This is a genomic window from Paraliobacillus salinarum, from assembly GCF_014083865.1.
Lineage (GTDB): Bacteria > Bacillota > Bacilli > Bacillales > Amphibacillaceae > Paraliobacillus > Paraliobacillus salinarum.
In genome coordinates, this window is sequence record NZ_JACEFA010000007.1 from 66,143 (window position 1) to 90,432 (window position 24,290).

The following is a 24,290-nucleotide window of genomic DNA, read 5'->3' on the forward strand; positions in this document are numbered from 1 at the left end:
AAGAGGGCTTTTTGTTTCTTCTCCAGCTCCATAAGGATATGTTCTAAATCATTTCTAGGGGGATTTAAAATGACAGAACGTTTTCAAGTACAAGGAACAGAGACAACTTTATTACATGGTGGACAGCAAGTAGATCCAACTACTGGCTCAAGGGCAGTACCGATTTATCAAACAACATCATATGTGTTCCGTGATACAGAACATGCACAAAACTTATTTGCCTTAGCGGAGCTAGGTAATATTTATTCACGCATTATGAATCCAACCGTAGACGCTTTCGAACAACGTGTTGCTTTGCTTGAAGATGGTGTAGCTGCCGTGGCTACAGCATCAGGAGCTTCTGCAATTACGTTAGCAATCTTAAATTTAGCTCAAGCTGGTGATGAGATCATTACGGATAGTAATTTGTATGGAGGAACGTTTAATTTATTCTCTAACACGCTACCTAAATACGGTATTAACGTAAAATTTGTGGATGGAACTGATCCAGAAAATTTCCGTTCTGCTATTACCGATAAAACGAAAGCGATTTTTGGCGAGGTCATTACTAATCCTTCATTAAATGTTTTTGATATTGAAACAGTAGCTGATATTGCTCACGAGCATGATATTCCTTTAATTATTGATAATACCTTTGCTAGTCCATATGGATGCAAACCGATTACTTGGGGCGCTGATATTGTTATCCATTCAGCAACCAAATGGATTGGTGGTCATGGTACTACCATTGGTGGTGTAGTTGTTGACGGTGGTCGCTTCAACTGGAATCAAGACAAATTCCCAGGGTTTACAGAGCCTGATGCTAGTTACAACGGCATTCGTTTTGGTATCGATATTGGTGCACCAGCTTTTGCTATTAAATTACGCGTACAATTATTAAGAGATATCGGACCAGCGTTAAGTCCTCAGAATGCATTTTACTTCCTACAAGGTTTAGAAACACTGAATCTACGTATCGAAAAGCATTCTGAAAACACGGAGAAGGTAGCGGCGTACTTAGATGCACACCCGCAAGTAGAATGGGTTAGCTACCCAGGTCTTTCTTCTCATCCTTCTCATGAATTGGCACATAAATATCTTTCTGGAACGTATGGTTCTGTTATTACTTTCGGAATTAAAGGTGGTCGTGATGCAGGTAGAAAAGTGATTGATAACATTTCGTTATGGTCACACGTCGCCAACGTAGGTGATGCAAAATCATTGATCATACATCCTGCTTCTACTACGCATCAGCAATTAAGTGAAGAGCAGTTAAAAACGAGTGGTGTAACAGAAGAATTAATTCGACTTTCAGTAGGTTTAGAGTCAATTGAAGATATTTTGCAAGATTTAGATCAAGCCATTGCAAAAGCAACGAACACAGATCCAACGATTCAATTAAAAGTAGCGGATATTATTAAATGGGCTTTCTCATCTCCATTTGCAAGAGAAGAAGCAGGTCCACGCCTAAAAAACATCGTCGTTGCTGGAAAAATTGAAAACAATGAATCATTAACGAGATTACAGCGATTGGGTTATAATATCGTAGCTTTGGCGGAAAACACAGAACCAATCGATGTATTATATATACCAGCGGACGGAGTAATTGAAGAAATTCCAGCTGACACATCGATTGTGTGGTATGAAAAATCAGCTACCTTAACAGAACACGGGTCAGCATTTGTTATTGAGAATCATTGCCCATTTGAAGCAGCAGACAAGATCCGACTTAATCAATAAACCTTTTTTAAATAAATGATTCGGTGTCAGTGCATCCTTTTTTAATGAGACATTCGTTGTCGATTTAAAAATGCGAGTACTGGCATCTTTTCTTTTTAACAAAAGGCGATTAAAACGGGGCTAAGTGACCGTTTAGGCATGGATTGCTCTATTACGGAAACTTAGAACTGAACTAAGTGACTGTTTTATGTGAAGTTAGCCCAACCTTAAATATTGATTTGAACCAATCAAATTGTGTTAACTATTGCTAAATGTTCATTTTCTACCATATAATAAATAAACAATGCTTTACGAATGACTATTGTAGGTGTATTGTTTAAAAATCAAACAATCGGGAATAGTCTAGCATTCATTTTTAAAAATAGGTGTGAGCAAAATGAACAAAAAAAAGTTATGGATTAGTATTGGGTTAGTAGCCATAATATTTTTAATCATTACTGTTTTATTTATCTGGTTAAAAAAAGATCATTCAAATGAGACAGCGACTATAGAACCGAAAGAAACTATACAAGAAGTAATTGAACAAGTTAACGAAAAAGATGAAGAAGTGGAACAGGAAGAAAACAACTTATCTTCAAGTATTAGAAGTGCAGTGGAAAGTACGATTGGTTTATTTGTTCGTGACCATTACAACATTGTAGCAATTGGGGACTCTCTAACACAAGGTGTTGGAGATTTAACAAATAATGGTGGTTATGTTGGCGTGATTGAAGATAGCTTGTCAGATAAATCCAAACCGATTACCATTGAGAATTATGGAAAACGAGGAAACCGATCTGATCAGTTGCTGAAAAGGTTGGAGGATAAACAGATTCAATCATCCATCAAAAAGGCAGATATGATTTTATTAACTATTGGTGCAAATGATATTATGAAGGTTGTTAAATCAAATGTTATGAATCTTCAGGAAGAGCCATTTGAGCAAGCGAGGAAAGAATATCGCTTACGACTTCAAGAGATTTTTGATAAAATGTTACAGTTGAGCCCAGATGCAGATATTTATTTAATTGGTTTTTTCAATCCGTTTGAAGGCTATTTTGATGATATTGAAGAACTGGAATCTATTCTGACTAATTGGAATCAAACTGGGCAAGAGCTGACACAAAATAGCTCACAATTACATTACATTCCAACGAAAGACTTATTTCAGTTAAAAGATGTGAACTTATTAGCGGAAGATAATTTCCATCCAAACACAACCGGATATACATTAATGGGAGAACGCATCCTTACTTATATTCGCCCTACTATTGAAGCTGCACAAAAAGAAACGGAGCAACAAAACGAATTAACACAAGAATAATTCGTTTAAGAAAGGTGTTTAATTTTAATAATGAAGCAAACAGCACAACGTCATTGGAAAAAGCTTTTCATTGGTTTACTAAGCTTAAATTTACTCGTAATTACAATTATATTTATTTTGATATTCTCACCTGCTCCAGATCTGCCGGTAGAGGAAAAACAAATAACGGAGGAAAAAGCTGGTGCGCAATTTACGGTTCAATCTAGCAAGAAGAACCTAAGCCAGCTTGTTAATGGTTATTTGGATGAAGCATTAAATGATAAGAAAGGGAAATATTCGGTTCAATTTGAAGAAGATGTACAATTCAACGGATCGGTTCAAGCGTTCAGTAAGGATATTCCTGTGTCGATCAGTATGGAGCCAATTGTACAAGAGAATGGCGATCTGATTTTACAACAAAAAGAAATGTCATTAGGATTGTTATTATTACCAAAAAATAAAATCTTAGAATACGTGGAGAAGCAGGTCGGTTTGCCTGAATGGATCAGGATTAATCCAAAAAAAGAGCAAATTTATGTTGCCGTAACAGAAATTGATATTAAGAGTAATTTTAAAATTCGCATACAGCAGTTTGATTTAGAGAATGACCGATTATCATTTCGAATTAAAGTTCCCACAGAATCATTAGGATTTTAATGCACTATAAAGAGAGTCAGGTTTATCTGTAAGCAAGATAAACCTGACTCTCTTTATAAACTTAATAAATCAATACAGCACTATTTAGCGATTACTTCAATTTCCCCGACATCGCTACTGAGATCCATTCGTGGACCGTCCGTGCCTACTTCTATATAAATATTCCCGTCATCATTTTCTGCTCGATCTAGCCTTATTCCTGAAGTGTGCACACCACCTACATCGCTGGATAAATCCATTTGATAAGCTTGTGGCATTTTCTCCATTGTCACGTCAATATCACCTACATCTGATTCAATTGTAATATCATTGTTCCATTCTATTAAACTAAGTGATATCTCGCCTACATCACTAATCAATTGATAGCTACCTGATCCTGTTTCAATAGCTATATCCCCCACATTTGTTTCTACCGAAGTCCGATTTGATTTTATGTTAGCTATCTTCAAATCGCCTACATCACTTGATACTTCAATAGCAGAGTAATTACCAGCACGTATTGCTAAATCTGCAACATTGGCGTCTACTCGCAGTTGTTTAAATTGTTTTTCTGGCAATTGAAGTACTAGCTCTAACGGATCGTTCCATTGAAATGGTAGGATAGCGAAGGAAAACCACCAACTATTTTGCTGATCTAATTTTATAAATAACGTATTGTCTTCATCGTAAACCTCATACGTCATTTTTTCTTCTTGATATTGATTTAGCTGTCCATTTAGCGCAACATGTATGTTATTATCCGGGCTCTTTTCGATTTGAAAATCCGCAATATCTACCTCTATATCTAATTGATTAATTGCATCTGCCTGCAAATCTGCAAAGCTTGTAAACTGCTCTTGTTTTCCAATAGAAAATATTTGATCTCGAAATACAAACATACCAATGAGACCTATCAATCCCGTTATAAGTGCAATACCCGCAATCTTTCTCAAGCTATTCACCCCCTAATGACTTCTACATTCCATTTTAAGTAGCCTTTTAAAACAAAGAATAGGATCTTGGTGACGTAAATCATCAAAATGATAAGTAAAACACCGACACTAACTAATGTTAGTACAACAAAGAATTCTGGAAGTGCAGTTAATATAGTAGATACTGAACGCCAGAATAAAGAAAGTACCCAAACAATAGGCGTTAACGAAAAACCAATTGCTATCCCCCAAACTGCAAACCAAACGAAAAATAGGATAATTGCTGGCACGAATACAATTACTACGTTAAAAATAATTAGTACAAGTGCAAGAATCAATGACTGCATCGGACTACGACTTTTGTTGGCTGGCGTGAGTTCAGTTTGTTTCTCTTCACGGACTACCTGGCTCACATTAAAATCAGTTAATCGTTTTTGCGCAATCAAACGTGGTGAGTCAAGCTCAAGAATAACAGATTGTTCATCTCTTCCTTCTATTTGAGCAATTTTAAAATGATCTTCATAGTCTTGTAATATATTATTCCGATCCTCACTGGATAACCCTTTCAAGTGATAAGCTAGTTCTTTCATAAAGTGTTGCTTATTCATTCCTATTCCCCCTCAACTAATTTATGTTGATAGGCATAGATTGCTGCTTGTGTCCTATCTTGCACCTCTAATTTACTTAAGATATTGCTCACATGAACTTTTGTCGTCTTCAGCGCAATAAAAAGTTGGTCGGCAATGTCTTGATTTGTCTTCCCCTTAGCAATGAGTAACAATATTTCCTGTTCTCTGGCTGTTAATGCGTCATGAAGTTCGGCTTCTTTCTTCATACGCATACGTGTTAATACTTTACTTGTTACTTCAGCTTCAAAAACCGATTCTCCTTGATGCGTGTTTCGTATTGCTTTTGCGATTTCACTAGCTTTAGATGTTTTCAAGACATAGCTTGTGGCTCCAGCCTCTAATGCAGGATATACTTTGTCATCATCAATAAAGCTTGTGACCATTAATACCTTTGCTTCTGGCCATGCTTGAATAATCTCTTTTGTCGCTTGAATACCATCCATTTCATCCATAACAATATCCATTAAAATAACATCTGGTCGAAGTTGAAGTGCTAATTCTACTGCTTTTTTTCCATTATCAGCTTCAGCTATTACTTCAATGTCTGTTTGTGTGGCCAAATAAGCACTAACTCCAATACGAACCATTTCATGATCATCTACAAATAATACTTTAATCATTTTCATCACCTTCTGCGTTTATAATCGGAACTCTAACTTCTAATCTTGTTCCTTTATTTGGCACACTAACAATACGTAATTTACCACCTATTTCTGCTGCGCGTTCTGACATATTCGCCAAACCATATGAGCTAGACTGCTTTTCTTCTAAATTAAAGCCGATGCCATCATCTAATACGCGTAAAATGACAGTTTGATCACGATGAATGAATACGATATCCATTGTACTTGCCTTTGCGTGGCGCAATGCGTTAGATAATGCCTCTTGTAGTATTCTAAACAAGTGATCCTCTACTCCAGCACTTAAAGATACCTCTTCCACTTTCCAATGAATAGCAATGGGAATTTTTTGATCAAGTTCTCGCAATAACTGATCCATCCCTTCCTTCAATGAATTATCTTTAAGCGCAATTGGTCTTAAATGAAGTAACAATGCGCGCATTTCTAATTGCGCCTGTTGAATCATCGTTTCTATTTGTTGCAAAGGAGTAGCAACGGCATCTGTTTTTGAAATAGAACTTTCATTGATAGCGGAAACAAGCATAGACGCTGCAAAAAGCTCCTGACTAACGGAATCATGTAGTTCTCTTGCCAATCGATTACGCTCTTCTGTAATTACTTTTTCTATTTGTTCCTGTTGATTTTCTACTCGTTCGCTAACTAAATTCTGTGTTCTTATCGTCTGTTCTTGTATATGACGTTTGACTTCTTTCATTTTATCCATTATTTGATCAAGCTCATCTAACGAACCATCATATTGCATGTTCGTATCCGTATTTGCATTAGCTAATCCATTTAAACCTTTTTCAATCACTTCTAATTGATTTTTCTCAAAAACCCCAATCATGAATCCAGCACTAGCACCAAATACCAAGCTGACTATTAGAACAAAAAGAATGAACGGTATTTTCAAAATAGTCGCCCCGATCAAATCTAGCCAGCTTTGTAGTGGAAACATATAGGTGAAAATCATAAATAACAGCACAGTTAGCAACACCGACAGAAGCATGCCAGTAAGAATGGAACGAGTAATTATTGCTTTCATTCTCGTGTCACCTCAATTTTACCAGCAATCATTGATGTAACTATTTTCACCTTCTGGTTCGCTTGATTATATGCTTCTGTTTGTAAATGAATCACTCGATTGGTGATCGTGTCATCTCGATGATTCAGAATATCTACAGATCCAAACAGGACAGAATGATGAATCGATACTTCCACATCAAATGGTACAACGATTTTCATTGTACCAAATAAATGACGAACAATAATAAGCGGTTCACCCTTTGGTAATACCGTATAGGTTAAATCGATATTTGTTTCTCCTACAATGGTTTGAATGTTAATGTCATTCCATTCATAAGCCGATTGTTCTGTTTGTTGCTTACCAAACCATTGATTAGTAAACAATACTTTCTCTTCATTTAACTGTTGATTTATTGGGAATTGGGGTTGGTAATCATTTGTGCGTTCCTTTTTTTGATACCAATATAAAAGGAATAGAACTAGCGTTATAAATAGTACAAACTGAAAGGTGATCGTATTAATGACTGTAATTCCAAGCGCAACTAAACCAATCCAAAAAAACATTCGACCAATGGGACGATAATAATGTTGGCGTGCAAGAAAAATGATCACAAGCCATATCCCGATCCAGACTAATGATTCTGTATGAATAAAGATTGCTTCAAAAATAAAAAATATAATGATTCCAATTAATACATACTCTGCAATATGCATGTTTTTTCGATTAAACATAGGCTTCCCTCAATTTCTTATGATACAAAGTTTAGTTAGAGACAAGGCACCGACATAAACATCGATACCTTGGCCTACTATCTATAGCGTACCATGAACTTATTTAGAAGTAGAAACCTTTTTTTCTAATGCTGCGAATCTTGCATCTAATGTGTGTAATCGATAATCCGATGTCACTTGTTGCTCTAGTCGACTAATATAATTTTCTACTTCTTGAAACGCTGATTCACTCTTTTCTACTAGTTCTGTATGAAGAACTTTATTTATTCCTTTATGCACACGTGCTATATTTTCTCTTCCTTTCAACTCCAAGCGTTTAACGTATAGATCTTTTAACTTGTGATTCATTTGTACGTACTTTGCTTCGATCTGATCAAGTCCTTGACTATTCTGTTCAAGCATTTCTTCTAATTGATCTGCTCTTGATTGATATTGTAGCAGTTCCTCTTCCGCTTCTCTTTTCAGTTCAGCTTCTCCCATTTCTTCTGCTAAAACTACTTGTGCTTTTCTTTTTTCAATCATTGATTTCGCTTTTTGACATTCATTCTGATATTCCTGCTTAATCGTATATTGTTTATTAATTAATTTTTTTAACCGCTTTACTTCTTCTTCACAATTGCGAATATACTGGTTTAATTTTGTCATTGGGTGCTTCTGTTCTTTTTGATCTAATAGTTCATGAAAATCAGCTACGATTGTTTCTTTCACTCTAGTAAAAATATTTGCCATGTGTGTACACTCCTTATATAAAATGATTGATCTAATTCGTTAGGATTCAAATATCCATTGTTCTTCTTCTTTTTTTCGTTTTGTCTCTTTCCAGCTCTTATAGGTATAATACAGAACAACTAGTGCTAGTGCTCCGACAAATGCGGCTGTATTAGATAGTGAGACAGAAAGTGCAATCAGTCCTACAATTGTCCAACCAATTTTCCCGCCTATAGAATCTGATAGAATAAACCTTCGAACAGCATAGTAGGTAATGGCTAAACTAATCCCTAATAAGATCATTGGTCCAAGCGCAATAAGTAATACAATAGCTGCAATTCCTGCAACGAATATAAATAAGATTGTTTTCACGTTCCATATCCTCCTTCCATGTATCTATCATATCCTTTGTCCCCTTTATTCATAATGGACTGGCGGTATATTTTCATATAAGACCTAAGGCTTAATTTGCGGAATGAGAAGCATGATTTACACACAAAAAAAAGCCCGGCATTTAGCCAAGCTTTATGTTTGAAGAATTCCATTTATGTGTATAAACATTCTGATTCGCATTATAAAAGTATGGATAATTGCTAAGACTTCCTTGATAAATTAATTGCAGCTCGTGCCACTCTTTTAAATCCTGTGGACGGATTAGACATGCCGGTTTGTCATATTCATAAACACCGCATTCTGATAGCATTGTCGCTACAAATTGAGAACAAAAATAGGCATTATCTCTTGGTAGTTCTTTATTCAACATTACGCCAAACAATCCTAACATATTATATCGGTATAAGTGTTTTTCCGCTTCCATCATATTCATTCGTTGTTCTAATAGTTCATACTCTAGTTCAGATATTTGCAAGCGATAAACCGCACATTCGGCCTTTTTAAAAAATGGTAATTGGAGGTTTTCTCTGACGAACCCCCCAATAAACGGGTTTCTAGGTCTTTTCCTACCAAAACTATATACTTGGCTTAATGATTGATCCAACGCAATTGAGGCATGGTTTAATGTTGAATTCGTAAATAAATTAATCATTTTGGTTAAAACTGTACCAGTATCTAAAAACAATAAATAAATCGTTTTCTGCTCCAAACGCCCTCCCCCTTCTCTTGCCATTGCTTTTATCTTTTTGATTAATGATTAGGTATTATTCTATCATAACAACCTTTGTGAAATAAACAATGGACGGAAGTGATAGATTTTTGTAAGACTTGAGATCTAGCAAAAACCTAACAATAATTGGTTAATTATATGACAAATACAACATTTATTCAATCTAAAGAGACTACTAATACCTTATAAAGAAAATCTTAAGATTCAATCATGATAAATCTTAAGACTTTCTTAAGATTGGATAGGAAACGCTATTTCATTTGTTGCTTCATCATTTATTTTTTCCATTTAGCTAATGCTTCTGCTAATGCAGGGTTACTTAAATCATCATCTTGTTTCTTCATATATTTGTTCACATCACGTTTATTTGCTTTTTGATTTGTCTGTTTTTGCTTTCTTTTTTGAAATGCAGATAATTTTTCACGATAACCACAGCTACAAGTAAACGTTTGGGAATCACCTTGACCACGCATTTCCATTTTTTTATGGCAATTCGGGCAACGAGCATTTGTTTTCCGAGCAATATGCTTTTTGTCGCCACAAGAGCGATCTTGACAGACAAGCATACGCCCTTTTTTACCATTAACCTCAAGCATTAACTTACCACAGCTAGGACACTTGGTTCCTGTTATATTGTCATGCTTATAATTTTCCTTGCTTTGCTTGATCTCTTGTACAACCGTATTTGCATAATCTTTCATTTCTTTAATAAACTGATCTTTATTTAATTTTCCGTTTGCAATAGCGGTTAATTTCTCTTCCCATTCCGCTGTTAGTAAAGGAGATTGGAGTTCAGCTGGCACTAATTCTAGCAATTGTCGCCCTTTTGAGGTTGTATGCAAGAACTTCCCTTTACTTTCAATATAATGTGTAGCAAACAATTTTTCGATAATATCCGCACGAGTAGCTACCGTACCTAATCCGCCTGATTGATTTATTGTTTTAACTAATTGCTTATCATTTTGGTCCATATATTTGACCGGATTTTCCATTGCATGTAATAATGTTCCTTCTGTAAATCGCTCTGGTGGCTTTGTTTGACCATTTGTTTGACGAATTTTAACTCCCGTCAGCAGGTCGTTCTGTTGCAAATCAGGTAATGTTTGTTCGTCTTGCTCTTCACGATCATCTTGGAAACGATTTTGATATACTTCTTTCCAACCCAATTGTTTTACTTTCTTCCCTTTTGCAGTAAAACGTTCTGTATCTATCTTTACTTCCAAAGCGGTTTGTTCATATATATATGCTTGAGATAGCACTGCTAAGAAACGTTTTACAACTAAATCATAAATTTTGCGTTCTTTATCATCCAAATCAGACAAGCTAACCGGTTGTTCTGTTGGAATAATCGCGTGATGGTCAGACACTTTTTTATTATCCACAAATGATTTGTTTTCTTTTATGCCATGTTTCAATACAATTGCAGCAGCTTTGGCATATTGCTGCACCCCACATGCTTCCACACGATCCTTCAGGGTCGGAACAATGTCAGATGTAAGATAACGAGAATCGGTTCTCGGATAGGTTAACACTTTGTGCTGCTCATATAGCTTTTGCATGATCGATAGGGTTTGCTTACCAGAAAAACCAAATGCTTTGTTAGCCTCTTGTTGCAAACTCGTTAAATCGTATAAAGGCGGGGCATAGGATCGTTTCTCTTTTTTATCAATTTGTGTAATTTTCGCTTGTTTATTTTTTAATTGATCAGCCAGTTTTTCTGCCTTCTCTTTTGAAAAAATACGCGTTTCATTGTTTGCATTTCTCCATGTTAATTTGAAGCCTTGTTGTGTTTGTGCTTCTAGCCCATAGAAATCACTTGGCTTAAATCGCTTGATTTCTTCTTCACGCTTAGCAATCATCGCTAGGGTCGGGGTTTGTACACGACCACTTGAAAGCTGCGCATTAAACTTTGTTGTTAATGCTCTTGTCGCATTCAAGCCGACATACCAATCCGCTTCCGCTCTTGCAACAGCAGCTGCATATAAATTTTCGTATGCTTTTCCTGGCTTTAATTTTTGAAATCCGTCTTGAATGGCTTTATCTGTTACAGAAGAAATCCACAATCTCTTCACACGCTTATTCACACGAGCTTTAGATAAAATCCAACGTGCAACTAATTCGCCTTCTCTTCCCGCATCTGTTGCAATGACAATTTCGTCTACATCTTTACGCTGCAATTGTGCTTTCACTGTTTGAAATTGCTTATTTGTTTTTTTCATCACGACAAGCTTGAGATTATCCGGAAGCATTGGTAACTCCTCTAACTTCCATGTTTTATACTTTGCGTCATATGCCTCTGGATCTGCTAGCGTAACTAAATGACCTAGCGCCCACGTTACAATATATGTTGATCCTTCAAAATAACCGTTCGCTTTTTTATTGCATTTCAATACTTGTGCAATATCACGACCTACTGAAGGCTTTTCTGCTAATACAACTGTTTTACCCATTTGTTCCATCCCTTTCGAGTGATACTTCTCTAACTTTAACACAATTCGTGTTGAAAGTTGAAATAGATATTTACTTCAAACATCTGATTTAATGAGATCAAAAGCGCTAGAATGAACTTATTTTGGTAGTCTATACTAAGGTTAGGAACAATAAGGTGGTGTATTCATGCGTTTTGTTAATATTATTTTGATAAGTATTTTGCTTATAGGTTGTGATGTGGAAAAGGATGAAGCTTCATTTTCATTTAAAGATCCCTCATCAAGTTACATTACAAAGGAAAAAGACTTGAGCTTGTTCGTTACAACAGATTGGCATTACTTAGCTGATTCCTTAACCGACAACGGAAGAGCATTTCAGAAATATCTCGAGTCTGGAGACGGCAAACAATTACAAGATATGAATGCTATTTTAGATACATTTGCTTTTGAAGTAAATCAAATGAAACCTGATGCAGTGATTATAAGTGGCGACCTAACCAATAATGGCGAGAAAGCTAGTCACGAAGCTATTGCTAAACGATTAGCCAGCTTAGAAAATAACGGAACAAATGTTTATGTTATTCCCGGAAACCATGACATCAATAACCCGTGGGCACGGAAATTTAGCGGATCTGAGCAGATTAAAGTAGACAGTATTAAAGCTAGTGATTTTTCTTCCATTTATCATGAATTTGGGTATAAAAAAGCTATTTCTAAAGACCCAATCTCGTTAAGTTATTTAACGGCACCTTCTGAAAACGTTTGGCTACTCATGCTTGATACGAATCATTACAAAAATAATAAAAATACAGGGGTTCCAGAATTAAATGGCTCTCTGTCTACTCAAACAATCGAATGGGTTAAGGCTTGCTATAATTATGCAGAAAAAAATAACGCTCAAGTTATTCCTGTTATGCATCATAACCTAGCCGAACATAATCAAGCATTTCATGATGGTTATACATTAGACAATAAAGAACAAGCAACAGAATTATTTCATCAATATGCTACACCAATTGTGTTATCTGGGCATATCCATGCACAGAATATCCACAAGACAAAAGATATTTATGATATTGCCACTAGTGGATTATCTGTTTATCCCCAACAATATGGAGTGGTCAATTATCATGCTACTAGGCAAAATTTAACTTATGAGACTAAAAGGTTAGATATTGAATCATGGGCAAAGAAAAATGATAAAAAGGAAAAGAAATTATTAGCATTCGACTCCTATTCTGCTTCTTATTTTAGTAAATTTGCATATCATTTAGCTTATAACAGCTTAAAAGAAACCTCTCTTTCGCTTAAACAAAAAGAAGAATTAGCAAACAGGATGATTGTAATGAATCAGCGGTTCTTCTCTGGAACAGAATATTTAAATCAATCAGACCTTGAGCTCGATCAAGAGGAGAAAGAGTGGGAAAAAATAAAAGACACTTTTTTGCATCGTTATATGAAAAGTATTAAAACAGACAATAATCAACTGGATAACAAACTTTTTATTGATTTTTCAAAAAAATAAGGCTATTTGTATCTTTTTTTATGTACAATGGATATAACAATGAGAGGAGATGGTGCATTAAATGAATAATCACGAGATTGATTACAAGCTACACGGAGATGACATGCAATTTGTTGAGGTAGAACTAGATCCAAATGAGACTGTCGTTGCCGAAGCTGGAAGTTTAATGATGATGGACGACGGCATTCAGATGGAAACCATTTTTGGGGACGGATCTTCTTCTCAAGGGTCAGGACTAATGGGAAAATTACTTGGAGCTGGTAAGCGTGTCATCACTGGAGAAAGCTTGTTCATGACTGCTTTTACCAATGAATCGGTTGGAAAAAGGTGTGTATCTTTTGCTTCTCCTTATCCTGGTAAGATTATTCCAATGGATCTAAGTGAAATTGATGGAAAGTTAATTTGTCAAAAAGATGCTTTCTTAGCAGCAGCTAAAGGTGTTTCCGTTGGTATCGAATTCCAGAAGAAAATGGGTACTGGCTTTTTCGGTGGCGAAGGTTTTATTATGCAGAAATTAGAAGGCGATGGCATGTCATTTGTTCATGCGGGTGGAACTATTCACAAGCGTACTTTGGAAGTCGGTGAAAGCATTCGTGTAGATACAGGTTGTTTAGTTGCCATGACTGGTAATATTGATTATAACATTGAATTTGTTGGCGGAATAAAAACCGCACTATTTGGCGGGGAAGGTCTGTTTTTTGCTACACTCCGTGGCCCAGGTACGGTTTGGGTGCAATCGTTACCATTTAGCCGTTTAGCTAGCCGCGTCTTCTCTGCAATGCCGAAACAAGGTGGTTCTAAAGGAGAAGGTAGTATTGCAGGAGGTCTATTCGATATTCTAGGTGGAGATCGAAATTAATTAGAAAAAGTGATCATCAAATATCACTACTGTTGATGATCACTTTTTATTATTTACAACTCTTAGTTACATTTTATAAAGCTTTGTTTCTTATTATAAATTGTCCTTCATCTTAATATGATTGACTGATTCATGTGCTAGTTTATAACAGGTAGATGATAACTTATATTTTCTGTTTTCGTAATAATAGTCACCCATTAGCAATAGATACCTACTGTATTGTTTGTGCTGTTCTTTTTCTTTTAAAAATGGAAGAACCGTTTTTTCCATCAACACTTCAAATGATCGATCAAATCCATGTATAAGATAATAATACGTCTTTAATTCATAGACATAATTGACAGGTATATAATCTACTATTGGATAGAAAGCCGCTGCCTCTTGATACCATTCTTTCGCCTGATCAAGTGCTTGTTGCTCCACATAAATCTTCATTAAACATAACATCGCTCTAAATTGCTCAACAGGTTCATTATCTTTTGCAACGTGATAGGCCTTTTCAAAATACTTTATAGCCTCGATTGATTCATTATTTCGATTATATAGCTCACCTAGCTCACGATTGGTTGCTGCCAAAACCTCATTGTCTTCATATCTCTCCAAGATGGAAAAAGCTAATTGGAAGCTATGCTTTGCTTTTTCTAATTCATTCATACGTGTGTATGCCATTCCTTTGATCATCTGACATTCTGCACAACGTCTTAATTGGTATGTATTACGATAAAATTCTAACGCTTTTTCCACATAAACCATTGTATGATACGTAAAATAAACCTTAGTGGACAGCTTAGCAATTTTAAAATACAGATCATGAATTTCTTCATTGTAATTTTTCAATTGCAAGCTAATGATCCCTTCTGCACGTCTTAATTGTCCATAAGCTTTTAGAAAAGACAATTCTACGTCATAATAATAACAGCCTGAAAACTTGTACCAATAATACTTTTCCACATCATTAAATGTATGATGATATTGTTTAAGGGTTTGATACACATCCTTAGCCTTATTATATTGCTTTGTTATAACATAATAATAAAGACGATGTAAATCAGTTAACCAATATAGATCAGCATCGATAACTTTTTCCATATCTTTATTTAATAACTGGTACGTCTCGTATGCTTTTTCGATATCATCAAATAACAATTGTTTGTGCCATTGATCACTTAGATGATAAATCATTTCATCATGCGTTCGAATAGGTTTAATGTTCAACTTCTGGCATAATTGTTCAATCGCTTCAGGATTTGCTTCTGCACTATCATGCTCAATTTTTGATAAATAAGATACAGATACTACACCGGATGCTAATTCTTCTTGAGTCATTTTTGCTTTCATACGATAATATTTTATTTTGTTACCAATTCCAGTCGTCAACGCAGTCACTCTCCTAGTATTTCTACTGTTGATAAGTTATGATATTTTTTATAATCATTCATTAAGACGTATGATTTGTATTAAACGTTCCCGATTTTAATAAAATTGTTATAATTTTATTGTATATTCATTGTATAGAAATAGCTACTTTCTTTATATAGGAAACTTGTTAGATTGACTAATGTGACTTTATCGCTTAAGCTAGCTTTGATTACGAATTTTGTGGAGGAATAATAAACTTATGTTACAAGCTACAAATGTTGGATTACGTTATGGTGATAAGAAATTGTTTGAAGATGTAAATATAAAATTTACACCTGGAAACTGTTACGGACTGATCGGTGCGAACGGAGCAGGAAAATCAACGTTCCTGAAAATTCTATCCGGAGAAATCGAACCTCAATCTGGACATGTATCTTTAGGAAAAGGAGAACGCCTAGCTGTATTAAAGCAAGATCATTTTGCTTATGAAGAATATCCTGTATTACAAACAGTTATCATGGGACACACAAGACTTTATGAAGTAATGCAAGAAAAAGACGCTATTTATATGAAGAGTGATTTTTCCGAAGAAGATGGAATGCGTGCTGCTGAATTAGAAGGAGAATTTGCAGAAATGAACGGTTGGGAAGCCGAATCAGATGCTGCCGTTTTACTTAAAGGTCTAGGGATTGAAGAATCATCTCATGATAAGAAGATGGCCGAGCTCGGTGGTGCTGAAAAAGTAAAAGTACTATTAGCGCAAGCATTATTTGGTTCACCAGATATTCTGTTATTAGATGAGCCTACTAACCACTTAGACATTCAAGCAATTCAATGGTTAGAAGAATTCCTAATTAATTTTGAAAATACCGTTATCGTCGTTTCACACGACAGACACTTTTTAAATAAAGTATGTACACACATTGCCGATGTGGATTTCGGGAAAATTGAATTATATGTAGGAAACTATGATTTTTGGTATGAATCTAGCCAATTAGCAGTTCAGATGGCACAAGATGCAAACAAAAAGAAGGAAGAGAAAATCAAGGAATTACAGAACTTTATTGCTCGATTTAGTGCGAATGCTTCTAAATCCAAGCAAGCTACTTCTCGTAAGAAAATGTTGGATAACATCACATTAGATGATATTAAACCTTCATCAAGACGTTATCCTTATGTTGCGTTTACTCCTGGACGTGAAATTGGAAATGACTTGCTTCGTGTAGAAGGAATATCTAAGACAATTGATGGAGAAAAAGTATTAGATAATGTCAGCTTCACATTAAATCGTGAAGACAAAGTTGCTTTTGTTGGCAGAAATGAAATAGCTAAAACGACATTACTTCAAATATTAATGGGAGAAATAGAGCCAGATGAAGGTTCTTTCGCTTGGGGAGTAACTACGTCTCAATCCTATTTCCCCAAAGATAACAGTAAATATTTTGAGGACAGTAATATGACGCTAGTTGAATGGTTGCGTCAATATTCACCTGAAGACCAAACGGAAACATTCCTTCGTGGTTTCTTAGGTAGAATGCTTTTCTCTGGTGAAGAAGCACTGAAAAAAGCCAATGTACTATCCGGTGGTGAAAAGGTGCGCTGTATGCTTTCAAAAATGATGCTTAGTCACGCCAATGTGCTTGTTTTAGATGAGCCTACTAACCACTTAGATTTAGAGTCGATTACTTCTTTAAATAACGGACTGATTAAGTTTAAAGGATCAATCCTGTTCACTTCTCATGACCAGCAATTTATTAATAGTATTGCTAATCGTTTAATTGAGATTACACCTAAAGGAATTATTGACAAAGAGATTAGCTATGATGAGTATGTAGCTGATAAGAAATTACAAAAAGAAATTGAAGCAATGTACGTTTAATCTAAAGTTACGGCAGAAGCCCCTTAATGAGGTGCTTCTGCTTTTTTATTTTATAAAAAAGATCAATGTAAAATACCTGCTTGAACTAAGATATTGATGAGTAGACTCAATTTTGACTTTTTTGTGAATTATTGATCAAATCATTGTGATTTATTACACATAAAAGTATAATAAGTTTATAAACAAATACATGCATATTTTATATAGTTTTGTGAAAAAATGAACTTAAATGGAGGATGATACAAATGAAAGTAGCTGTAATTGGTTGTACACATGCTGGAACTGCTGCAATTACTAATGTTTTAAATCTATATCCTGATGCACAAATAGATGTTTTCGAAAAAAATGATAATGTGTCATTTTTATCTTGTGGTATTGCTTTATACGTTGGTGGTGTTGTTGAGGACGCAAGTGGTTTGTTTTACGCATCTGTTGAACAATTCGAAAAAAACGGTGTACGTATGCATATGCAGCATGAAGTTACTAGCTGTGATGTTCAAAATAAAACCTTAGAAGCTAAAGATTTAGAAACTGGCGAAGCAACATCTTATGCTTATGATAAACTAATTGTTACTACTGGATCATGGCCTGTTACTCCACCAATTCCAGGTTCAGATTTAAACAATGTTGTATTGTGTAAAAATTACGATCACGCAAAAGAAATCATTCGTCGTTCTGAAAAAGTCGATAATGTTGTTGTCGTTGGTGCAGGTTATATTGGTGTAGAATTAGTCGAGGCTTTCCAAGAAAACGGAAAAAACGTTACACTAATTGATGCTGAAAAGCGTATATTAAATCGTTATTTAGATGAGACATTCACTACTCCTGTGGAACAATCTTTTGAAGAAAAGGGAATAGTTTTAGCACTAGATCAAACCGTCTCTGGATTCGAGGGATCAAATACAGTTGAAAAGGTTATTACAGATAAAGGAGAATATAACGCAGATCTAGTTGTTATGTGTATTGGCTTCAGACCAAACACTGCTTTAATTCGTGATCAACTAAATACACTTGAAAACGGAGCAATTGTTGTTGATCCTTATATGCAAACAAGTGTTAAAGATGTTTATGCGGCTGGTGACTGCTGTGCAGTGAGCTATAATCCTACAAAAGAGCCTGCATATATTCCTCTTGCAACAAATGCTGTTCGAATGGGTACATTAGTAGCACATAATTTAGTAGAGCCAAAACTTGCATACCCAGGCACACAAGGTACTTCTGGACTTAAAATTTATCAGCATCATATTGCTTCTACTGGCTTAACAGAGTCAGCAGCGATAGATTCAGGAATAAACGTCCGTAGTGCATACATGGAAGATACGTATCGTCCTGAGTTTATGCCTAAAAATGATGTCGTGAAAATTAAATTAGTATATGAGGTGGATAGTCATCGCATTGTTGGGGCACAATTAATTGCAGATGCTGATTTTACTCAAGCTATCAATACAGTAAGTGTGGCTATTGCAAATGATATGACGATTGAGCAGCTTGCTTTAACAGACTTTTTCTTCCAGCCTCACTTTAACAAGCCGGTTAACTTTTTGAATCAAGTAGCATTAAACGCAATGAATCAAGAATCAAAATAAAAGTTCATGGATATGAAGTACAAACACCGCTGTGGAAATACACTCTCTTTCCGCAGGCACGGCTTCAGCTAACTCATTAAAGCAAAGAACGCTTTAATGAGTGGATCTTCAGCTCGCGCTGTTCCTGCAGGAGTATCGTATATTTCCACAGCTAGTTTACTTTCAAATAAAAAAACGAACCATAGATTCATTATTTTGAAATTGTTTGTTTCTTATTCTATATGTCTTGGTTATGTTTAGGTCTTTTTTATATTTAGGATTAAACGAATGCATTATTTTTTCGCGGCATGAATTAATTTACGGATCTCGTCATGATTTTTTTCATGTAGGAGATCGACAATACGACTCCCTACCACTACACCATCACAATGAGCTGATAACTCCTTCACTTGTTCAGGGGTCGACACGCCAAAACCAGCTAAAACTGGAACAGTACTTTTCTTTTGTAACAACTGCAAATGTTCTGCTAAATTATCTTTGAAGGTTGCACGTTGTCCTGTCGTACCAGTCACAGTTACCGCATAAAGAAAGCCTTCTGTTCTGTTAATAATCTCTTCTACTCGATCAGCTGTACTTGTCAACGTAGCTAATCGAACGAATGCAATGTCATTTTTAGTTAAATATTCTGTGATGATTCCTTCTTCTTCTAAAGGAACATCTGGTATGATTAATCCGTCTACACCGGCATGGTTGCACAACGCGGCAAATACTTCGATCCCGATTGCATAAATCGGATTAAAGTAAGTCATAACAACAATAGGAATTGTCCTTTCCTCTTTAACCAGCTTTAACGTCTCTAATACTTTTTTTAATGTAACACCTTGTTGCAAAGCTCGGATTCCTGCCTTCTGAATGGTTGGTCCGTCAGCAACCGGATCAGAAAAAGGGATACCCACTTCTACAGCTGTTGCTCCACATACTTCCAGAAAAGAAATTTGTTCATTTAATTGATCTAGTCCACCATCACCGGCCATAATATACGGAACAAAGGCTTTATCGCCATTCTGTAGCACTTGTTCAAATGCAACATCTAACTTTTCTTTAGGCATTATCCACACCTCCTAATCTTTCTTTCACGGTTGCGACGTCTTTATCTCCTCTTCCAGATAAACATATAACAACGGATTGATCTGTACTCATTTGCTTAGCCAGCTTCGTCACATAAGCAATCGCATGTGCACTTTCTAAAGCTGGAATAATACCTTCAGTTCTAGTTAGTAATTGTAAACCTTCCAACGCCTCTCGATCAGTAATCGAACAGTAATTCACACGACCAGCATCTTTTAAATAACTATGTTCCGGACCAACACCTGGATAATCAAGTCCAGCCGAAATGGAGTGTGGCTCTAAGATTTGGCCAGCCTGATCCTGTAATAAATAGGTCATTGTCCCGTGTAGCACACCACGTTGACCATCAGATAATGTCGCGGCATGCTTTCCTGTGTCTAGCCCTTCTCCGCCAGCCTCTACTCCATACAATTCGACCGCTTCGTCTATGAATGGATAAAACATTCCCATTGCGTTACTACCACCACCGATACAAGCAACAATAGCATCTGGTAATTCTCCTACCTGCATTTGTATCTGCTGTTTTGTTTCCGTTCCAATCACACTTTGAAAGTCGCGGACAATTTGAGGAAATGGATGAGGTCCTACTACAGAGCCAATAATATAATGTGTATCTTCTACATGACTAACCCAATAGCGCAACGCTTCGTTAACGGCGTCTTTTAATGTGCCATTTCCTTGATCCACACTTTCTACACGTGCACCAAGAAGTTCCATTCGAAACACATTTAACTTTTGTCTACGTATATCTTCTTTCCCCATAAAAATAATACATTCTAAACCTAGTAACGCACAAACAGTCGCTGTTGCAACACCATGCTGTCCTGCGCCTGTTTCCGCCACGACTTTCTTTTTTCCCATTCGAACAGTTAACAGCGCCTGGCCAATTGCATTATTGATTTTATGTGCTCCTGTATGATTCAAATCTTCACGTTTTAAATAGATTTTTGGTCCGCCTAGTTTTTTGGTAAGTCGCTCTGCATAATAAAGGGGGGTTTCCCTTCCGACGTACTGCTTCAGATAATCATTTAATTGTTCATGAAAAATAGGATCTTCTTTTGCATCTTTATATGCCTGTTCCAATTCAAGTATTGCTGGCATAAGAGTTTCTGGTACAAACCGTCCACCAAACGCTCCAAAGTGACCAGTGTTATTTGGTTGATTATATTGCTTCACTATTTATCACCTTTCTTTTTTGCTTCCTTTACAAAAGCAAACATCTTCTTTTGATCTTTCTTGCCATTCGATTCGACACCACTTGACACGTCCACACCAATTGGTTGAACTTGTTGAATAGCCTGAACAACATTCGATGGGGTCAATCCGCCAGCTAAAATGATTTTGTGCTTATCCTTCGACATATCTTTGACTAACTCCCAATCAAATGTTTCACCATTTCCACCTTGATATTTCCCGGGTGGGCTATCTAGCAAAAAGTAAACTGAATTGTATTTTGCTATTTCTTCAACATCCTGCTTTTCCTTTACTTTTATTGCTTTAATAACTGGCACCTCAACTTGATCGCAAAATGAAGGTGATTCATCTCCGTGTAATTGAACATAGTCTAAACCAACAGTTGTGGCGATCGTATGAATATTTTCAATAGACTCGTTAACAAATACCCCAACTTTTTTGACATGCTTCGGTATTTCCCGGGAAATTTCCGCTGCATCCGTCATATTAATTTGTCGTTTACTTTTTGCAAAAACAAATCCAATAAAGTCTGCCCCAGCTTCTATCGCCTGATTTGCAATTTCTAGTGATGTAATCCCACATATTTTAACTAACATGCCATCCCACCTTTATAATTTGATCTGAAGCTGAGCGAAGGTTTGATCAAGTGCTTGTGAACGCATCATTGTTTCACCAACTAATATTCCTTTTGCACCTGCGTTTTTCAATCGTTCCACGTCAGCAGTGGTTTTTATCCCGCTTTCACTAATTAAAAGGGTTTTAGATGTATCTATTTGTTTTGCTAACCGTTCTGTCGTTGCTAAATCAACATCAAATGTTTTTAAATTACGATTGTTCACACCGATAATTGAAACGCCAATCGATTGAGCGACCGCTAATTCTGCTTCATTGTGTACTTCAAACAATACTTCTAGTTCGGATTGTATGGCATAATCAAATAATTGTTGCAACCTTTGAGCAGGTAAAGCTGCCGCGATTAATAGAATCACATTTGCTCCTGCTTCTCTAGCACGATCAATTTGTATTTCATCAATGATAAAGTCCTTGTTTAAAACTGGTACATCGACTTGTTCTCTTACTGCACGCAAATCATCCATCGTCCCTTTAAAAAAAGGTTCATCTGTTAGAACAGAAATTGCTCCTGCACCATGATATTGATATTGTTCTGCCTGTTCACTTGGAATGACATCTGCATTGATCATCCCTTTAGATGGAGAAGCACGTTTGATTTCGGCAATGACATTCATATGGGTGCTTTCCATAAAACGTTCGTATAGTGAGTATTTGGAAAAATTATAGGCCTTCTCATTTCTCAAATAAAACTTTTTTAAAACTTCTACTTCTTTAGCTTTTTCTATTAAAATATCGTTTAAGATTGTCATTCTCACACCTCACTAGTTACACTATATTGAATTAAGTTTTCTAACTTCTTGAGCGCCTCACCTGAATCAATACTTTCTTTTGCAAGCTTTATACCTGCTTGAATGGAATCGACTTTTCCGTGAGCAAATATACCAAGGCCAGCATTTAGTAAAACTGTGTCGCGATGTGCACCTTTCTCACCTTCTAATACAGCTTGAAGGATTTTCGCGTTCTCTATTGCGTCTCCACCCTTAATTGCTTCGTTGTCATATCGCGGTAGATCAACATCCTCAGGCGAAAGTGTAAAAGTATGCAATTTGCCACTATCTAATAAAACTAAAGCATTTTCACCCGCTAATGATGCTTCATCCATATAACCAGCTCCGTTTACCACAATTGCTCGCTTGCGTCCCAATTGATTTAGTACCTCTGCCATTTGAACAAGCATATCTCTGCGATAGATCCCCATCAATTGTGTGGATAACTGTATTGGATTAGTTAGTGGACCAATCAAATTAAAAATGGTTGGTGTATTTAACTTTTTGCGTATTTTCATTACTCTTTTCAGGGATGGATGTACATGTTGTGCAAATAAAAATGCAATTCCATTCTGTTCCAATAAATGTTGCATATGACCTTTATCCATTGTTAACGATACTCCTAATGCTTCTAGTACATCTGCACTTCCTGTTTTACTAGAGATACTACGATTTCCGTGTTTTGCCACTGTAATACCCGCACCAGCAATAACAAATGCAGCAGTCGTACTAATATTAAAGCTTTGTGAACCATCACCACCTGTTCCACAGTTATCCATTACATTTGGTATGTGCTCGTTCAGACAAAAAGACTTCTCACGAATAACGTTAACAATACCTGCAATCTCTTCTGTCGTTTCTCCTTTTTCCTTCAATCCTTTTAAAAAAGATGCTATTTCGTTTTCCTCTGATGTTTCAGAAAAAAGTAATTTTGTTGCTTGTTCCATCTCAAATTGAGTTAGATCCTGTTTGTTTGAGACTTTCTCAATAAATCGTTTCATCCAATCGCTCCTTTTTAATTGCTTTAAAAAAGTTTGCTAATATGTCCTTCCCTGTACTTGTTCCAATTGATTCTGGATGAAATTGAAGTCCGTATATAGGTAAATACGTGTGTTTTATAGCCATAATTTCTTGATCATCGATTGCTGTTGCGGTTACTTGTAACACATGAGGTAATGTGTCCGGTTGAATAACAAGAGAGTGATAACGCATGACTTGCAGTGGTTGTTCTAAATACCTGAAAATTTCATCCTTTTCATGCTTTATTTTTGATGTTTTGCCATGTTTGATTTGTTTGGCGTGTGTAATTGTTGCTCCATAAGCCGCTCCAATTGCTTGATGTCCTAAGCAAATGCCTAATATCGGAAATGTCGTATCTAATTGTTTTACTACTTCCATACAGATTCCCGCTTGCTCTGGTGTGCCAGGTCCAGGTGACAAGATTATAGCTTCCGGACGAAGACTCTTAATCTCACTAATTGTTATTTTGTCATTTCGTATGACAGTTACATCCTTACCTAGTTCCGAAATATATTGATATAAGTTATAGGTAAATGAATCATAATTATCTATTAACAAAATCAT

General features: G+C 36.0%; 23 protein-coding genes. 7 read left to right on the plus strand and 16 right to left on the minus strand.

The annotated features are described in order from the left end of the window. The first annotated feature begins 69 nt into the window (after positions 1-69). The 3 genes from HP569_RS08810 to HP569_RS08820 all read left to right on the plus strand — a co-directional run bounded on the left by HP569_RS08810 (position 70) and on the right by HP569_RS08820 (position 3,658). A complete protein-coding gene (locus tag HP569_RS08810) occupies positions 70-1,719 on the plus strand; it encodes an O-acetylhomoserine aminocarboxypropyltransferase/cysteine synthase family protein (RefSeq protein ID WP_182200805.1) in 1,650 nt (549 codons plus the stop codon). Positions 1,720-2,095: 376 nt separating this feature from the next. Continuing rightward, positions 2,096-3,022, plus strand: coding sequence for an SGNH/GDSL hydrolase family protein (locus HP569_RS08815; RefSeq protein ID WP_182200806.1), 927 nt, complete (start codon positions 2,096-2,098; stop codon positions 3,020-3,022). A gap of 30 nt (positions 3,023-3,052) precedes the next feature. Then, complete coding sequence (locus HP569_RS08820; protein WP_182200807.1) at positions 3,053-3,658, plus strand: YpmS family protein; 606 nt, start codon at positions 3,053-3,055, stop codon at positions 3,656-3,658. An 80-nt stretch (positions 3,659-3,738) separates the two neighbouring features. Here HP569_RS08820 and HP569_RS08825 read toward each other — a convergent pair whose 3' ends face one another. The 9 genes from HP569_RS08825 to HP569_RS08865 form a co-directional block, all read right to left on the minus strand. Continuing rightward, complete coding sequence (locus HP569_RS08825; protein WP_182200808.1) at positions 3,739-4,590, minus strand: DUF4097 family beta strand repeat-containing protein; 852 nt, start codon at positions 4,588-4,590, stop codon at positions 3,739-3,741. Positions 4,591-4,595: 5 nt separating this feature from the next. Further along, positions 4,596-5,177, minus strand: coding sequence for a DUF1700 domain-containing protein (locus HP569_RS08830; RefSeq protein WP_182200809.1), 582 nt, complete (start codon positions 5,175-5,177; stop codon positions 4,596-4,598). A 2-nt stretch (positions 5,178-5,179) separates the two neighbouring features. Next, the gene (locus HP569_RS08835) at positions 5,180-5,818 is read right to left on the minus strand and encodes a response regulator (protein ID WP_182200810.1); all 639 of its coding nucleotides are present in this window, start codon (positions 5,816-5,818) and stop codon (positions 5,180-5,182) included. Further along, the gene (locus tag HP569_RS08840) at positions 5,811-6,863 is read right to left on the minus strand and encodes a sensor histidine kinase (RefSeq protein ID WP_182200811.1); all 1,053 of its coding nucleotides are present in this window, start codon (positions 6,861-6,863) and stop codon (positions 5,811-5,813) included. Before HP569_RS08840 ends, HP569_RS08835 begins: the two co-directional genes overlap by 8 nt. After that, complete coding sequence (liaF, locus tag HP569_RS08845) at positions 6,860-7,576, minus strand: cell wall-active antibiotics response protein LiaF (protein WP_182200812.1); 717 nt, start codon at positions 7,574-7,576, stop codon at positions 6,860-6,862. Before liaF ends, HP569_RS08840 begins: the two co-directional genes overlap by 4 nt. A gap of 99 nt (positions 7,577-7,675) precedes the next feature. Then, positions 7,676-8,305 (minus strand): PspA/IM30 family protein, encoded by a 630-nt coding sequence (locus HP569_RS08850; protein WP_182200813.1) that lies wholly within the window; start codon positions 8,303-8,305, stop codon positions 7,676-7,678. Positions 8,306-8,344: 39 nt separating this feature from the next. Next, entirely contained in the window at positions 8,345-8,656 is a 312-nt protein-coding gene (locus HP569_RS08855) for a lmo0954 family membrane protein (protein WP_182200814.1), read from the minus strand. 142 nt (positions 8,657-8,798) lie between these two features. After that, positions 8,799-9,386, minus strand: a complete 588-nt coding sequence (locus HP569_RS08860) for a hypothetical protein (protein ID WP_182200815.1) — start codon at positions 9,384-9,386, stop codon at positions 8,799-8,801. Between the two features lie 296 nt (positions 9,387-9,682). Then, entirely contained in the window at positions 9,683-11,857 is a 2,175-nt protein-coding gene (locus tag HP569_RS08865; RefSeq protein WP_182200816.1) for a DNA topoisomerase III, read from the minus strand. 166 nt (positions 11,858-12,023) lie between these two features. Between HP569_RS08865 and HP569_RS08870 the strand changes: the two genes are divergently transcribed. Then, on the plus strand, positions 12,024-13,361 hold the full coding sequence (locus tag HP569_RS08870; RefSeq protein ID WP_182200817.1) for a metallophosphoesterase: 1,338 nt from the start codon (positions 12,024-12,026) through the stop codon (positions 13,359-13,361). 61 nt (positions 13,362-13,422) lie between these two features. Continuing rightward, a complete protein-coding gene (locus HP569_RS08875) occupies positions 13,423-14,220 on the plus strand; it encodes a TIGR00266 family protein (protein ID WP_182200818.1) in 798 nt (265 codons plus the stop codon). 93 nt (positions 14,221-14,313) lie between these two features. Here the strand turns inward: HP569_RS08875 and HP569_RS08880 are convergent, their stop codons facing one another. Further along, positions 14,314-15,597, minus strand: coding sequence for a helix-turn-helix domain-containing protein (locus HP569_RS08880; protein ID WP_182200819.1), 1,284 nt, complete (start codon positions 15,595-15,597; stop codon positions 14,314-14,316). A 241-nt stretch (positions 15,598-15,838) separates the two neighbouring features. Here HP569_RS08880 and HP569_RS08885 point away from each other — a divergent pair, with 241 nt between their 5' ends. Then, positions 15,839-17,458 carry an ABC-F family ATP-binding cassette domain-containing protein gene (locus tag HP569_RS08885; RefSeq protein WP_182200820.1) on the plus strand — a complete coding sequence of 540 codons (1,620 nt, stop codon included), beginning with the start codon at positions 15,839-15,841 and terminating at the stop codon, positions 17,456-17,458. Positions 17,459-17,703: 245 nt separating this feature from the next. Then, entirely contained in the window at positions 17,704-19,044 is a 1,341-nt protein-coding gene (locus tag HP569_RS08890) for an FAD-dependent oxidoreductase (protein ID WP_182200821.1), read from the plus strand. A 272-nt stretch (positions 19,045-19,316) separates the two neighbouring features. Here HP569_RS08890 and trpA read toward each other — a convergent pair whose 3' ends face one another. The 6 genes from trpA to HP569_RS08915 are packed head-to-tail and all read right to left on the minus strand — an operon-like array spanning position 19,317 to position 24,290. Beyond that, complete coding sequence (gene trpA / locus HP569_RS08895; protein WP_182200822.1) at positions 19,317-20,093, minus strand: tryptophan synthase subunit alpha; 777 nt, start codon at positions 20,091-20,093, stop codon at positions 19,317-19,319. After that, a complete protein-coding gene (gene trpB, locus HP569_RS08900; RefSeq protein ID WP_182200823.1) occupies positions 20,086-21,288 on the minus strand; it encodes a tryptophan synthase subunit beta in 1,203 nt (400 codons plus the stop codon). The genes trpA and trpB overlap by 8 nt, the downstream gene beginning before the upstream one ends. Next, positions 21,288-21,902, minus strand: a complete 615-nt coding sequence (locus HP569_RS14460) for a phosphoribosylanthranilate isomerase (protein ID WP_246367042.1) — start codon at positions 21,900-21,902, stop codon at positions 21,288-21,290. Before HP569_RS14460 ends, trpB begins: the two co-directional genes overlap by 1 nt. Before the next feature lie 12 nt (positions 21,903-21,914). Then, complete coding sequence (trpC, locus tag HP569_RS14465) at positions 21,915-22,688, minus strand: indole-3-glycerol phosphate synthase TrpC (RefSeq protein ID WP_246367045.1); 774 nt, start codon at positions 22,686-22,688, stop codon at positions 21,915-21,917. 2 nt (positions 22,689-22,690) lie between these two features. Then, on the minus strand, positions 22,691-23,707 hold the full coding sequence (trpD, locus tag HP569_RS08910; RefSeq protein WP_182200824.1) for an anthranilate phosphoribosyltransferase: 1,017 nt from the start codon (positions 23,705-23,707) through the stop codon (positions 22,691-22,693). Further along, positions 23,691-24,290 carry an anthranilate synthase component II gene (locus HP569_RS08915; RefSeq protein WP_182200825.1) on the minus strand — a complete coding sequence of 200 codons (600 nt, stop codon included), beginning with the start codon at positions 24,288-24,290 and terminating at the stop codon, positions 23,691-23,693. The genes trpD and HP569_RS08915 overlap by 17 nt, the downstream gene beginning before the upstream one ends.

Excerpts from the sequence above, each read along its gene's own strand:
- HP569_RS08870 (WP_182200817.1), top strand. The coding sequence starts at position 12,024 with ATGCGTTTTGTTAATATTATTTTGATAAGTATTTTGCTTATAGGTTGT.
- HP569_RS08840 (WP_182200811.1), bottom strand. The coding sequence starts at position 6,863 with ATGAAAGCAATAATTACTCGTTCCATTCTTACTGGCATGCTTCTGTCG.
- HP569_RS08820 (WP_182200807.1), top strand. The coding sequence starts at position 3,053 with ATGAAGCAAACAGCACAACGTCATTGGAAAAAGCTTTTCATTGGTTTA.
- HP569_RS08810 (WP_182200805.1), top strand. The coding sequence starts at position 70 with ATGACAGAACGTTTTCAAGTACAAGGAACAGAGACAACTTTATTACAT.
- HP569_RS08875 (WP_182200818.1), top strand. The coding sequence starts at position 13,423 with ATGAATAATCACGAGATTGATTACAAGCTACACGGAGATGACATGCAA.
- trpC (WP_246367045.1), bottom strand. The coding sequence starts at position 22,688 with ATGACAATCTTAAACGATATTTTAATAGAAAAAGCTAAAGAAGTAGAA.
- HP569_RS08850 (WP_182200813.1), bottom strand. The coding sequence starts at position 8,305 with ATGGCAAATATTTTTACTAGAGTGAAAGAAACAATCGTAGCTGATTTT.
- liaF (WP_182200812.1), bottom strand. The coding sequence starts at position 7,576 with ATGTTTAATCGAAAAAACATGCATATTGCAGAGTATGTATTAATTGGA.
- HP569_RS08815 (WP_182200806.1), top strand. The coding sequence starts at position 2,096 with ATGAACAAAAAAAAGTTATGGATTAGTATTGGGTTAGTAGCCATAATA.
- HP569_RS08835 (WP_182200810.1), bottom strand. The coding sequence starts at position 5,818 with ATGATTAAAGTATTATTTGTAGATGATCATGAAATGGTTCGTATTGGA.
- trpA (WP_182200822.1), bottom strand. The coding sequence starts at position 20,093 with ATGCCTAAAGAAAAGTTAGATGTTGCATTTGAACAAGTGCTACAGAAT.
- HP569_RS08915 (WP_182200825.1), bottom strand. The coding sequence starts at position 24,290 with ATGATTTTGTTAATAGATAATTATGATTCATTTACCTATAACTTATAT.
- HP569_RS14460 (WP_246367042.1), bottom strand. The coding sequence starts at position 21,902 with ATGTTAGTTAAAATATGTGGGATTACATCACTAGAAATTGCAAATCAG.
- HP569_RS08865 (WP_182200816.1), bottom strand. The coding sequence starts at position 11,857 with ATGGGTAAAACAGTTGTATTAGCAGAAAAGCCTTCAGTAGGTCGTGAT.
- HP569_RS08890 (WP_182200821.1), top strand. The coding sequence starts at position 17,704 with ATGAAAGTAGCTGTAATTGGTTGTACACATGCTGGAACTGCTGCAATT.
- trpD (WP_182200824.1), bottom strand. The coding sequence starts at position 23,707 with ATGAAACGATTTATTGAGAAAGTCTCAAACAAACAGGATCTAACTCAA.
- HP569_RS08885 (WP_182200820.1), top strand. The coding sequence starts at position 15,839 with ATGTTACAAGCTACAAATGTTGGATTACGTTATGGTGATAAGAAATTG.
- HP569_RS08830 (WP_182200809.1), bottom strand. The coding sequence starts at position 5,177 with ATGAATAAGCAACACTTTATGAAAGAACTAGCTTATCACTTGAAAGGG.